This is a genomic window from Acinetobacter sp. FY731 (genome assembly GCF_059515905.1).
The window spans coordinates 297,540-310,266 of sequence record NZ_JCAKNB010000002.1 but is presented as its reverse complement, the minus strand read 5'-3'; the positions used below and the strand labels follow the sequence as shown (position 1 = coordinate 310,266).

General features: G+C 39.3%; 10 protein-coding genes and 1 riboswitch. Of the genes, 9 read left to right on the top strand and 1 reads right to left on the bottom strand.

Going from position 1 to position 12,727, the window contains the following annotated elements; translation table 11 throughout:
• Window positions 1–6 precede the first annotated feature (6 nt).
• The 5 genes from AC5YC8_RS03615 to lpxC all read left to right on the top strand — a co-directional run bounded on the left by AC5YC8_RS03615 (window position 7) and on the right by lpxC (window position 5,500).
• Window positions 7–936: a D-alanine--D-alanine ligase gene (locus tag AC5YC8_RS03615; RefSeq protein ID WP_496163566.1), complete on the top strand. Its 930-nt coding sequence runs from the start codon at window positions 7–9 to the stop codon at window positions 934–936.
• 3 nt (window positions 937–939) lie between these two features.
• A complete protein-coding gene (locus AC5YC8_RS03610) occupies window positions 940–1,794 on the top strand; it encodes a cell division protein FtsQ/DivIB (RefSeq protein ID WP_496119657.1) in 855 nt (284 codons plus the stop codon).
• Between the two features lie 69 nt (window positions 1,795–1,863).
• Entirely contained in the window at window positions 1,864–3,126 is a 1,263-nt protein-coding gene (ftsA, locus tag AC5YC8_RS03605) for a cell division protein FtsA (RefSeq protein ID WP_496119655.1), read from the top strand.
• A 158-nt stretch (window positions 3,127–3,284) separates the two neighbouring features.
• Window positions 3,285–4,472 carry a cell division protein FtsZ gene (ftsZ, locus tag AC5YC8_RS03600; protein ID WP_496163565.1) on the top strand — a complete coding sequence of 396 codons (1,188 nt, stop codon included), beginning with the start codon at window positions 3,285–3,287 and terminating at the stop codon, window positions 4,470–4,472.
• 125 nt (window positions 4,473–4,597) lie between these two features.
• Window positions 4,598–5,500 (top strand): UDP-3-O-acyl-N-acetylglucosamine deacetylase, encoded by a 903-nt coding sequence (gene lpxC, locus AC5YC8_RS03595; protein WP_496119652.1) that lies wholly within the window; start codon window positions 4,598–4,600, stop codon window positions 5,498–5,500.
• 96 nt (window positions 5,501–5,596) lie between these two features.
• Here lpxC and AC5YC8_RS03590 read toward each other — a convergent pair whose 3' ends face one another.
• Window positions 5,597–6,037: a DUF721 domain-containing protein gene (locus AC5YC8_RS03590; RefSeq protein ID WP_496163564.1), complete on the bottom strand. Its 441-nt coding sequence runs from the start codon at window positions 6,035–6,037 to the stop codon at window positions 5,597–5,599.
• Between the two features lie 104 nt (window positions 6,038–6,141).
• Here AC5YC8_RS03590 and AC5YC8_RS03585 point away from each other — a divergent pair, with 104 nt between their 5' ends.
• From AC5YC8_RS03585 to AC5YC8_RS03570, 4 genes are all read left to right on the top strand, one after another.
• On the top strand, window positions 6,142–6,822 hold the full coding sequence (locus AC5YC8_RS03585) for a M23 family metallopeptidase (RefSeq protein WP_496119648.1): 681 nt from the start codon (window positions 6,142–6,144) through the stop codon (window positions 6,820–6,822).
• Window positions 6,823–7,083: 261 nt separating this feature from the next.
• Window positions 7,084–9,783 carry a pyruvate dehydrogenase (acetyl-transferring), homodimeric type gene (aceE, locus tag AC5YC8_RS03580; RefSeq protein WP_496163563.1) on the top strand — a complete coding sequence of 900 codons (2,700 nt, stop codon included), beginning with the start codon at window positions 7,084–7,086 and terminating at the stop codon, window positions 9,781–9,783.
• Between the two features lie 2 nt (window positions 9,784–9,785).
• Window positions 9,786–11,738, top strand: a complete 1,953-nt coding sequence (locus AC5YC8_RS03575) for a 2-oxo acid dehydrogenase subunit E2 (protein ID WP_496163562.1) — start codon at window positions 9,786–9,788, stop codon at window positions 11,736–11,738.
• A gap of 91 nt (window positions 11,739–11,829) precedes the next feature.
• A riboswitch (yybP-ykoY riboswitch) is annotated at window positions 11,830–11,953 on the top strand.
• Between the two features lie 89 nt (window positions 11,954–12,042).
• Window positions 12,043–12,621: a TMEM165/GDT1 family protein gene (locus tag AC5YC8_RS03570; RefSeq protein ID WP_496119642.1), complete on the top strand. Its 579-nt coding sequence runs from the start codon at window positions 12,043–12,045 to the stop codon at window positions 12,619–12,621.
• Window positions 12,622–12,727: the final 106 nt, after the last annotated feature.

Sequence of the window (12,727 nt, the reverse complement as noted above, 5' to 3'; positions counted from 1 at the left end):
AACAACGTGTCAAATGCTTTGAAGTTCGGCAAAGTTGCCGTTTTATTGGGTGGGAAATCTGCTGAACGTGCAGTTTCTTTGGACAGTGGTAATGCTGTTTTGGAAGCATTACTTCGTTCAGGCGTAAATGCTGAAGGCTTCGATCCACAAGAACGCAGTGTGACTGAGTTAGTAAATTACGATCGTGCCTTTATTGTGTTACATGGTCGTGGTGGTGAGGATGGTCAAATCCAAGGTGCACTAGAATGGCTTGGCTTGCCGTATACCGGTACGGGTGTTCAAGGTTCAGCTATTGGCATGGATAAAGTAAAAACCAAGCAAATTTGGCAAGGTTCTGAACTTCCAACCGCACCTTATCGCATTGTGACTAAAGATTCTGATTTACAAGAAATTGTAGACTCTATTGGCTTGCCATTTATTATTAAACCAGTACATGAAGGTTCAAGTATTGGCATGAGCAAAGTCGAAAAAATGGAAGACTTTGCAGAGGCTATTGCAAAAGCAACACAGCATGATGCGGTTGTTATGGCTGAAAAATGGATTACAGGTCGTGAATTTACGATTGTGATTTTAAATGGTCAGGCACTTCCAGTGATTCGTTTAGAACCGCCTAAAGATGTCGCATTTTACGACTACGAAGCTAAATATAATCGTAACGATGTCCAGTACGGTATTCCTTGCGGCTTAACAGAGTCTGAGGAAAAACAGTTACAAACGTTATGTTTACGTGCATTCCAAGCGGTTGGTGCAAGTGGTTGGGGGCGTATTGATGCAATGCAAGATGAACAAGGTAATTTTTGGTTGCTTGAAGTCAATACTGTTCCGGGTATGACAAGCCACTCGCTTGTTCCAAAAGCAGCTCAAGCAATTGGTCATAGTTTTGATGAATTATGTGTTTTGATTCTTGAGCAAACACTGGCGGAAGTGACACACTAAATTATGGCTCAATTACCAGCTTCTACACGTCGTAAGAAAGCAGCAATTACGTCAATACATGATAAGCCCAAAACTTGGAAGGATAAGCTTTCAAATATTGGTGGGTGGCTCATGTTATGTGTTGCTGTTATAGTTTTAGTTGTTGGTATTTTTGGGCTATATAAAGTTATAACAGATGGGCAGGTTGCACAGCTTAATGTTGTGGGTACAAACTCGGAGTTAGAAAAAAAGCAAGTCGATAGTTATGTATCACCTGTTGTGAAAAGTAATTACTTCACATCAGACTTACGTGAAATTAGAGATAAGACGCTTGAATTGTCTTGGGTAGATCGAGTGGTGGTATCTCGATTATGGCCAAACTCAATTCGAGTTCGTGTTATGCCTAAACAAGCGATTGCACGTTGGGGAACGGGTCGATTACTAAGTGATAGTGGTGATGTATTTACAGAGGTTACTGTAAAAAATCATCAAAACTTACCGCTTTTGCATGGACCATCGCATCAGTCTAAAATGATGATGCGTCGTTATAATGAAATTAATCAGTTATTTTTACCAGCAGGTATGAGATTAAAAGAATTATATCTGACAGATCGCATGACATGGTTTATGCAGTTTGATTCTGGATTACGTGTTATTGTTGATCAAGATCGAATGATGAGCAAATTGCAAAAATTGAGTTATTTGGCTCAAAATGATTTGAAGCCAGTGTGGGGTAAAATTTCTGCGATCGATTTAAGATACAGAAATGGTTTGGCAGTTCAATGGAAAAATTCAGTTGCACCTCAAATTGCAAATGGACATTTTGTTGTAACGAATAGTGACATAAACATTGCGGGCGAAGTAGCTGCGAAGCCATAATTAATAGGCTTTTATATATAGGCTTTTTGCCAAAAATTAAACATACACAAGTGATGGTAGTATTAAATAATGAATGAAGCTGTTCCCTCGGTTGTTGCGATAGACATTGGGACACACAAAGTTTCAGTTTTGATTGGTAAGGTACATGCGCCGGATAACATCCAGGTCATAGGGATGGCAACCGCTCGTAACCGAGGCATGAATAAAGGGAAAATTGTAAGTCTCGACAAAGTTGTTACAGCAATTAAAAATGCCGTACAAGAAGCAGAAGATATGGCTGAATGTCGTATTCACTCTGCTTGGATTTCTATTCCAAGTGCAGAGCTGAAAAGCTATTATGCTGCTGGTCGTACGCCAATTGATAACCATGATCATACAATTACTACAAGTGAAGTTGTGCGTGCTTTAGATTTAGCCAAAGCAAGCCATTTAACTTCAGATCATTATTTAGTTAGTGCTGTTCCTTTAGGTTTCGATTTAGATGATGCAGGAGAATGGGTACAAAATCCTATTCGTATGTCAGCACACAGCATGACAGCACATTATCAATTGATGATGATGCCAATAAGCATTATGCAAAATTTGGATCGTGCCTTAAAAGGCGCCAATATTTTTGTAGAAAAAATGGTGGTTTCAAACCTTGCAACAGCAGAAGCATCATTATTAAAAGATGAAAAAGAATATGGTGTGTGCTTAGTTGATATTGGCGCAGGAACAACAAATTTAGCGGTCTATTTAGATGGTCGTTTAGCATTAGCGCATACATTGCAACGTGGCGGTGAAAACGTAACACGTGATATTGCGGCGGTATTGCAAACATCTACTGAAGAAGCAGAGCGTATTAAGTTGCTATATGGTTGTGTTGATCTAAGTGTAGTAAAGCCAGATCACATGATTCAAATACAAGGTATTGATGGTCCACAAACGATTAGTCGTATTGAACTGGCTGAAATTATTATTGCTCGATATGAAGAAATTTTTGCGCAAATTCGTCATGAGTTAGAAAAAAGTGGTGCAATCCATGGTCTTTACCATGGTGTTGTATTGGCAGGTGATGCGTGTCAAATTGAAGGCATGGTGAGTTTTGCTCGCAGAATATTAGGCGTTTCAGCTCATTTGGGGAATCCACCTGTTGAAGTTACAGCCGATGACCAGCATTTAGCATCATTACGTCGTTCACAATACATTACGGCAGCAGGCTTGCTCATGTATAGTCAGACTTATGCGCAAGATACAATTGTTGAACCTGAAGATACGAACGAGCTTTCTATGTGGGGACGTGTAGGAAGAGCGTGGTCAGGCTTAAATGAGAAGTTAAAATCAATTTTTTAGTTGAGTTTTTAGGGAATATTGTTAGGAAGTTGTATACAGAATAGCGAGCACTTGACAAGCTAAGCATTGAACAGCATCCTAAAAACAATTTTTATTAAGATCAAGGCAGTATACGGGCTTAAGTCGCTGCCAATTATGAATTAGGAAATCTAAAGATCATGGCATCATTTGAATTTTTTGAAGATGATCAAGCTGATAATAACGGTCAAGCCCGCTTCACTGTGTTTGGTGTGGGTGGTGCTGGCGGTAATGCTGTACAGCATATGCTTGAGTCAGATATTCAGGGCGTAAAATTTGTTTGTGCAAATACAGACAAACAAGCCTTGGATCGTATGAATTCACAATTTAAAATTCAGCTTGGTGAACAAAGCACACGTGGTTTAGGTGCTGGGGCAAATCCACAAGTCGGTCAAGCTGCAGCAGAAGAAAGTCGTGAGCTTATTCGTCAGCAACTTGAAGGCACCGATATGGTGTTTGTAACTGCTGGTATGGGTGGTGGTACTGGTACAGGTGCTGCGCCAGTAGTTGCTGAAATTGCGAAAGAAATGGGTATTTTGACTGTTGGTGTTGTAACAACACCATTCAATTTTGAAGGTAAACGCCGTCTGCAATCTGCGGAAAAAGGAATTGAAGCTTTAGAGCAACATGTTGATTCTCTAATTATTATTCCAAACCAGCGCTTGCTTAAAGTTTTCCGTGATATTTCAATGAAAGATGCTTATAAAAAAGCAGATGATGTATTGTTAAATGCGGTACGTAGTATTTTTGATTTGGTGGTTCGTCCAGGGCATATCAACCTTGACTTTGCCGATTTGAAAACAGCAATGAGCACTCGTGGTTATGCAATGATGGGTGTGGGTTCTGGTCGTGGAGAAACACGTGCACGCCAAGCAGCTGAACAAGCAATCCGCAGTCCATTGCTAGATAACGTAACAATTATGAATGCCAAAGGCATTTTAATTAACGTAACGGGTGGTGATGACGTAACATTTGGTGAAATTGAAGAAATTACCGATGTTGTGAACCAAATTGCTGATTTAGATGAAGGTCAAGTTTTCTACGGTACTGTCTTCGATCCAGATGCGCGTGATGAAATTAGCGTAACTGTTATTGCTACAGGCTTAACACGCAACTCAGCAGATTCAGTTGAACCTGTAAAACGTTCAGTTGCTCAAACACAAGTATCTTCATCAAATGTTGTTTCAGCAGATGAAGATGATGTGCCTGCAATTCAACGCCAGCACAATGAAACATCAACTTCTGCCAATACTTCAGGCGTTGCGGGCTCTGCTCGACCGACACCAATGAGTATTCAGGAATACCTTAAAAATCAACAGCATAAGTAGTATTTGTTGCTTTTTTTGATGGTTGTTTAAAACAAAAAGGTAGCTAAAATGCTACCTTTTTGTTTTTTAAAAAAGACTAAATATGCTAACGTATAGCTGTTTGATATATAGATGAATAGAGAAGCATGTTGAAACAACGTACCTTACAACGTGTCGTGAAAGCGAGCGGTATTGGTTTACATAGTGGGCAAAAAGTATTGATTAACTTTGTGCCTCACCATGCCGATGGGGGTATTGTTTTTCGTCGTGTTGATTTAAATCCACCTGTAGATATTTCTGCTGATGCAATGCTGATTCAAGAAGCATTTATGTGTTCTAACTTGGTTCAAGAAAATGCCAAAGTGGGAACCATTGAACATGTGATGAGTGCAATTGCTGGTTTAGGAATTGATAATTTAATTATTGAAGTATCTGCATCAGAAGTACCAATTATGGATGGTAGTGCAGGTCCATTTATTTACTTGCTTATGCAAGGTGGATTAAAAGAACTAGAAGCTCCGAAAAAATTTATTAAAATTTTAAAGCCGGTCGAAGCTCTTATTGATGATAAACGTGCAATTTTCAATCCACATGAAGGCTTCCAACTAAACTTCACGATTGATTTCGATCATCCTGCATTTAAAAAAGAATACCAGTCTGCAACCATTGATTTTTCTACAGAAACTTTTGTGTATGAAGTCAGTGGTGCACGTACATTTGGTTTTATGAAGGATTTAGATTATCTAAAAGCAAATAATCTTGCTTTAGGTGCAAGTCTTGAAAATGCCATTGGTGTAGATGATGATGGTGTGGTGAACGAAGAAGGTCTACGTTTTTCTGATGAATTTGTTCGCCATAAAATTTTAGATGCTGTGGGTGATTTATATTTATTAGGTCATCAAGTTATTGCGAAATTTGATGGTTATAAGTCTGGTCATGCACTCAATAACCAACTTCTTCGCAATGTTCAAAGTGATCCAACAAGCTATGAAATTGTAACATTTGATGACGAAGATGAATGCCCAATTCGCTATGTAAGTGTGATCTAACGCATTGTCTTTATGAGAAATGTTATAATATAATGAATTTTCTGTGATTTATTTCACATTATTTTACGCTAATTTGTTAAAAAATATTCAAACACGTTATTTTTTATTACTTGCCAAACGTAACAAAGCTTGGCTAAGCTTAGGGTCAGTTACAAAGTCTGCTGCGCTTTTGAGCATTTCTTGAGTTTCAGTATTAAGAGCTTTGGGCTGTACTTCAGTTTTTTGGGGTGTTTGGGGTTCTACTCTTAATCGGACATAAATTTTTTGTAAATCATGAAGTCCGTCAAGTTGTGAAAGCTGAGCAATATATTGTTTCTGCAAGTATGCAAGTTGACTAATCATGGCTTGATTGAGTCCGGTAATTGTCAAAATACCATTTTGGTAACAGGCTACATGCCATTGTTCTGGTTGTGGTAATAAGGGTTGAATTAATTTTGTAAGTTTCTGCCATGCAGATACTTGTTGAGAGAGAAACGTTAAGTTTCCTGTTTTTGAGTGTTTTCTGGTTTGCTGAAAGACATTAACAGGTTCAGACATACATTATTCCTTCATGATTATGTCTTATGTTATGCGCATTTTTCGGTAGATATCAAGGATGAGATTACCAAGAAGCTTTGAGTAAAACAGTTTATGAGGTTTTTATGCATTTAAAACGTATTGTGTTAGCTTTTTCAGTAGCTGTTTCTGCTGCTTCTTTAGCATTTGCAGATTTAGTTCAGATCAATGCTTCACAAAATGGTTCGCAAGATCGTTTAGAACAACTCACTCGTACCTTGGCTCAAGGTGCTTATACAGAGTCGGAAGATCTTGATATCCCTGCTAATACTCAAATTTCAGTAAAGCTTCGTGAAAAGTCAGTTGAATTAAATAATAGTTCGATTGCTAAAAAATATAATTCAACACCTACATATTCTTCAACAGCATACTCTTGGTTGGTAACGCATCCTCTTCCAGATATGAAACGTGTAAGTTCAGATTTTGGTGGTCGTACAATGGGTGGTCGTGCTGAAAATCACTCAGGTTTAGATTTATCTGCAGCATCAGGTACTCCAATTTATGCAACAGGGCCTGGAATTGTAACCAAGTCGGGTTGGGGTACAGGTTATGGTCAGTATGTTGAAATTAACCATGGTAATGGCTATTTAACACGCTATGCACATGCTTCTCGTTTAATCGCCCGTGTTGGTGAGCGAGTAAAAGCAGGTGAGCATATTGCTGATGTAGGTTGTACAGGTCGTTGTACTGGTCCTCATTTACATTACGAAGTTGTAAAAGATGGTCAACGTAAAAATCCATCTACATATTTAGCGATGTTGCCATAAGAAGGAATATGGTAATTTGAATGAGCCCGCATAAAGCTCATCAACAAGCTTAATATATTAAACTATCATCAAATTTTGATAGTTGTGTTTAAAAAACCGCCATTATTGGCGGTTTTTTGTTGTTTTACGTAACGAAAGGTCAATGGGTATTTATTTATTAAATATTAGACCAAAACCGTATTCATCTAGAGCGATATCTGAGCTAGGCAAAAGTGTGATACATATATGGGTATAAGATTAAGCATACAGAATAGGTGAAATATGGCGTTTTATGGCGATACAGATGCGCAAGAAACCCAAGAGTGGCAGGATGCGTTTGACTCTGTAATACAACACATGGGCACAGAGCGTGGTGCATTCTTGCTTGAAAAGCTATATCAACGCGCGATTGCTAAGCATGTTCCCATTCAGCGACTAAATACACCTTACTTAAATACAATTTCAGTAGAAGAGCAACCAGCTATGCCTGGCGATCAAGATATGGAGCGTCGTATTCGCGCACTTGTTCGTTGGAATGCACTTGCAATGGTTCTTCGTGCGAACAAAACAGGTGACGATTTAGGTGGTCACTTAGCAAGTTTTGCATCATCTGCAACTTTGTATGATGTTGGTTTTAACCATTTCTTCCGCGCTAATAACGATAATTTTGGCGGTGATATGATTTATTACCAAGGGCATTGTGCTCCTGGTATTTATGCACGTTCATTTCTTGAAGGTCGTTTGACTGAAGAACATTTAAATAACTTCCGCCGTGAAGTTGACGGTATTGGTATCCCAAGTTATCCGCATCCATATTTAATGCCAGATTACTGGCAGTTCCCTACAGTATCTATGGGTCTTGGTCCAATCATGTCGATTTACCAAGCACACATCCAAAAATACTTAATGAACCGCGGTTTGATTAAAGAAGAAAATCGTAAGGTTTGGGCGTATTTGGGTGATGGTGAAATGGATGAGCCAGAAAGTACTGGTGCTATTTCACTTGCAGGTCGTGAAAAACTAGACAATCTAATTTGGGTTGTAAACTGTAATTTACAACGTCTTGATGGCCCTGTGCGTGGTAACGGTAAAATTATTCAAGAACTTGAATCGTTATTCCGTGGCGCAGGTTGGCGCGTTATTAAAGTAGTTTGGGGACGTCATTGGGATCCACTGCTTGCAAAAGATGAAACTGGCGCACTAAAAGCGGTAATGGAAGAAGCGGTTGATGGTGAATATCAACGTTACCAAGTAAAAGGTGGCGCATATACACGTGAGAAATTCTTCGGTAAATACCCTGAAGCGGCAGAACTAGTAAAAGATTTAAGCGATGAAGATATTGATAATCTAAATCGTGGTGGTCATGACCCGTATAAAGTATTTGCAGCTTATGCAGAAGCATGTACAGCAAAAGGTCAACCAACTGTAATTCTTGCGAAAACAGTAAAAGGTTATGGTTTATCTGAAGAAATTGAAGCAGTAAACAAAACGCACCAAATTAAAAAGATGCAGATTGAGTCTTTAAAATACGTACGTGACCGCTTTAACTTACCAATTAGCGATGATGAATTGGTTGATGTACCTTTCTACCGTCCAAGCGAAAACTCGCCTGAACTTAAATATATGAAAGCTCGTCGTGAAGCATTAGGTGGTTACTTACCTGCTCGTCGTAAAGAAAGTGAAGTATTAGCGATTCCTGAGTTATCTGTATTTGATGCAGTGTTAAAAGGTTCTCAAGGTAAAGAGCAATCGACAACTATGGTCATGGTTCGCTTGATTTCAGCATTGTTGAAAGAAAAAGCAATTAAAGATCGTGTTGTTCCAATTGTACCTGATGAAGCGCGTACTTTTGGTTTAGAAGGGATGTTCCGTCAGTTAGGTATTTATGCTGCTCACGGTCAAAAATACACACCAGAAGACCAAGAACAGCTAATGCATTACCGTGAAGCTAAAGATGGTCACATGCTTCAAGAAGGTATTAACGAAGCGGGTGCAATGAGTGCTTGGGCGGCATTGGCAACAAGTTATTCAACAAATAACTTACCAATGATTCCAATGTACATGTATTACTCAATGTTTGGTTTCCAACGTATTGGTGATATTGCATGGGCTGCGGCAGATTCACAAGCTCAAGGCTTCTTATTGGGTGCTACGGCAGGTCGTACAACACTAAATGGTGAAGGCTTACAACATCAAGATGGTCACTCGCATATTCTTGCAAATACCATTCCAAACTGTGTGTCTTATGACCCGTGCTTTGGTTATGAATTAGCTGTCATTGTGCATGATGGCTTACAGCGTATGTATGTGAATCAAGAGCGTATTTTCTATTACTTAACAGTAATGAATGAAAATTACGAGCATCCTGAAATGCCACAAGGTGTTGAAGAAGGTATCAAACGTGGTTTGTACTTACTTGAAGAAGATACAAAAGCAACTGTTCAGCTTATGGGTTCAGGTGTAATCCTTCGTGAAGTGATTAAAGCTGCACAAATTTTACGTGATGAATACCAAATCCATTCAAATGTTTGGAGCGCAACAAGCTTTAACGAGTTGGCGCGTGATGGTATGGCGGTAGAAGAATACAACCGTTTGCATCCAATGTCTGAAGCGAAAGAATCTTGGGTGTCTAAACAACTTCGCGGTACTAAAGGTATTGTTGTTTCTGCAACTGACCATATGCGTGCATATAGTGAACAAATCCGCGGATATTTACCAGATAACCGTCCATTCGTTGCTTTAGGCACAGATGGTTATGGTCGTTCAGATTCACGTGCTAAGTTGCGTAGTTACTTTGGTGTAGATGCTGCACATATCGTTGTTGCTACATTGAAGAAATTGGCTGATGAAGGCGAAGTGGATGCACGTTTAGTAAAAGATGCAATTTCTACATTTGAGCTTGATACAGATCGTCCAGTTGCTTGGGCACCACAAGCACATGCAGAAGTACAAGCTGTTGCTGACTATAAAGAGGAGAACTAATCATGCAAATTACGACTCCTGATATTGGTGTAGATAAAGCAACGGTCGCAGAAATTTTAGTAAAAGTAGGCGATACCATTGCAGTTGATGACAGCATTGTTTTACTAGAGTCAGATAAAGCATCTGTTGAAGTGCCTAGCACTTCAGCGGGTGTAGTAAAAAGCATTCTTGTAAATCAAGGTGATGCAGTTGCTGAAGGTGCTGTATTAATTGAACTTGAAGCAGAAGGACAAACTGCAGCGCCTGCTGTAGAAGTTAAAGCTGAACCTGTTGCTGAAGTAAAAGAGACAGTTGTTGAAGCTGCTCCTGTGACTGCATCTGTTGCAACAACATCGCAAGTCGTTGATTTTCAAGTACCTGATATTGGTGTTGAAAAGGCCATTGTTGGGGAAGTGTTAGTAAAAGTAGGTGATAGCATTGCTGTAGATGACAGCATTGTGGTGGTTGAGTCTGATAAAGCAACTGTCGAAGTGCCAAGTACTGTTGCTGGTATTGTTGAATCTATTTCTATTCAAGTTGGTGACAGCGTGAAAGAAGGCGTTGTGATTCTTCAAGTGAAAACAGAAAGTGCTGCACCTGTAGCATCAGCAGCAACTGCACAAGCAACGCCTGCACCTGTTGCACAAGTTGAACAAGCTCCTGCACCTGTTGCACAAGCAGCAATTCCTGCTGGTGATGTAGAAGTTGCTGTACCAGATTTAGGTGTAGATAAAGCTGCTGTTGCTGAAGTACTTGTTGCTGTTGGTGATAAAGTTGAAAAAGACCAAAGCATTATTGTTGTTGAATCTGATAAAGCGACTGTAGAAGTACCAAGTACGGTTTCTGGCGTGATTAAAGCAATTCACGTAGAGCTAGGTCAAAACGTGTCAGAAGGTATTGCTTTGGTGACTATTGCTGCTGAAGGTCAAGCTACTGCTTCTGTAGTAGCAAATGCACCTGTTCAAGCGACACCTAAAGTAGAGGCACCGAAAGCGGTAGCACCAGCCCCAATTGCTACACCAACAACGCATTCAGCAGACAAACTGACAAAAGAACAAAGCGTAGCAAATGCAAAAGTTTATGCAGGTCCTGCGGTTCGTAAATTAGCACGTGAATTGGGGGTTGTACTTGCAGAAGTAAAAGCATCTGGTCCACATGCGCGTTTAATGAAAGAAGACTTGTTTGCTTATGTGAAAACGCGTTTAACTACGCCACAAGCTGCACCTGCTACAGCAGTAGCACAATCATCAGGTTTACCAAAACTGCCAAGTTTTGATGCCTTTGGTGGTGTGGAAGAGAAAGTATTGACACGCTTGCAACAAGTGTCTATTCCTCAGTTGTCATTAAACAACTACATTCCACAAGTGACACAGTTTGATCTTGCTGATATTACAGAGCTTGAAGCTTGGCGTAATGATCTTAAAGGTAACTTTAAGAAAGAAGGCATTAGTTTAACAATTATGGCTTTCATCATTAAAGCTGTTGCTCATCTTCTTAAAGAAGAGCGTGAGTTTGCAGGTCACTTGTCTGATGATGGTAAGTCTGTACTTTTACGCAATGAAATTCACATGGGTATTGCTGTAGCAACGCCAGATGGTTTAACAGTTCCTGTGTTGCGTAATCCAGATCAAAAATCAATTAAACAAATTGCTGTTGAATTGGGTGTGTTAGGTCAAAAAGCACGTGATAAGAAACTTTCTCCGAAAGATCTTCAAGGTGCAAACTTCACCATTTCAAGTTTAGGTGCAATTGGTGGTACAGCATTTACACCACTTGTTAACTGGCCTCAAGTTGCAATCTTAGGTATTTCACCTGCGACAATGCAACCTGTATGGAATGGTCAAGGTTTTGATCCGAAACTTATGCTGCCATTGTCATTGTCATACGATCACCGTGTAATTAACGGTGCTGATGCAGCTCGCTTTACTAATAAGTTAACTAAGTTGCTAAAAGATATTCGTACTTTATTAATTTAATTTAATTGAATTAATTTAAGTGCGATAAGACCCTGCTTCGGCAGGGTTTTTTTGTGAAATTTGAAAAACGATGAAAATTTGAGTATAATAGTATTACTTCATTGGGGAGTAGCCGCTGTTCGAAAAGAACAGGTGATGATCAACATATTTGCTCTAAAGCGAGCATGGTCATCATAGCAAAAAACCAAATGAGCTTCTTAAAGCTTTCTTTTGTTGGCAAGACCTTTGATTTACCACTCTGCACATATGGCTAGCAGGAGGGGTGAGTCATTGGTATATGTTATGCTAGCCAGAGAAAGACATCATGTTATCTGCTTTTTTCATTTCTTTAGCTGTTGTTGCCCTGTCTGAAATGGGTGATAAAACACAGCTGCTTGCATTACTTCTTGCCGCACGATTCCGTAAACCAGCTCCAATTCTATTCGCAATTTTTCTAGCAACTGTTGTAAACCATGGTGTTTCAGCTGTGTTGGGTCAATGGATTACCACTGTATTAAGCCCAACTGTATTGTTATGGATAGTATCGCTAGGTTTCATTGGTATGGCGATTTGGATGTTAATTCCAGATGAATTAGGTGATGAGTCGGAAAGTATTAACAAATGGCAAAAATACGGTGTATTTGGTGCGACCTTTGTTTTGTTCTTCCTTGCAGAAATTGGCGATAAAACTCAAATTGCGACTGTTGCTTTAGCTGCACGTTTTGACAGTATTGGTTGGGTAACATTAGGTACAACTTTGGGTATTATGCTTGTGAATGCACCTGCTGTATTCATTGGTAATAAAATGGCAGAGAAGCTTCCAATTTCCTTAATTCATAAAATTGGCGCATTAGTTTTCTTGGTTATTGGTGTTGCAGCATTGGCACAACATTATTTCTTCTAAAAATATACCGAAAAACAAAAAAACCTGAGTTTTTAGCTCGGGTTTTTTTGTGACTTGATACTCAAATAATTGATATTATTAAAAATATTTAAAGCATATTCATTGT

What these genes read in the sequence shown, in the direction of transcription:
- AC5YC8_RS03610 (WP_496119657.1), top strand. Translation starts at nt 940, where the DNA reads ATGGCTCAATTACCAGCTTCTACACGTCGTAAGAAAGCAGCAATTACG.
- ftsA (WP_496119655.1), top strand. Translation starts at nt 1,864, where the DNA reads ATGAATGAAGCTGTTCCCTCGGTTGTTGCGATAGACATTGGGACACAC.
- ftsZ (WP_496163565.1), top strand. Translation starts at nt 3,285, where the DNA reads ATGGCATCATTTGAATTTTTTGAAGATGATCAAGCTGATAATAACGGT.
- lpxC (WP_496119652.1), top strand. Translation starts at nt 4,598, where the DNA reads ATGTTGAAACAACGTACCTTACAACGTGTCGTGAAAGCGAGCGGTATT.
- AC5YC8_RS03590 (WP_496163564.1), bottom strand. Translation starts at nt 6,037, where the DNA reads ATGTCTGAACCTGTTAATGTCTTTCAGCAAACCAGAAAACACTCAAAA.
- AC5YC8_RS03585 (WP_496119648.1), top strand. Translation starts at nt 6,142, where the DNA reads ATGCATTTAAAACGTATTGTGTTAGCTTTTTCAGTAGCTGTTTCTGCT.
- aceE (WP_496163563.1), top strand. Translation starts at nt 7,084, where the DNA reads ATGGCGTTTTATGGCGATACAGATGCGCAAGAAACCCAAGAGTGGCAG.
- AC5YC8_RS03575 (WP_496163562.1), top strand. Translation starts at nt 9,786, where the DNA reads ATGCAAATTACGACTCCTGATATTGGTGTAGATAAAGCAACGGTCGCA.
- AC5YC8_RS03570 (WP_496119642.1), top strand. Translation starts at nt 12,043, where the DNA reads ATGTTATCTGCTTTTTTCATTTCTTTAGCTGTTGTTGCCCTGTCTGAA.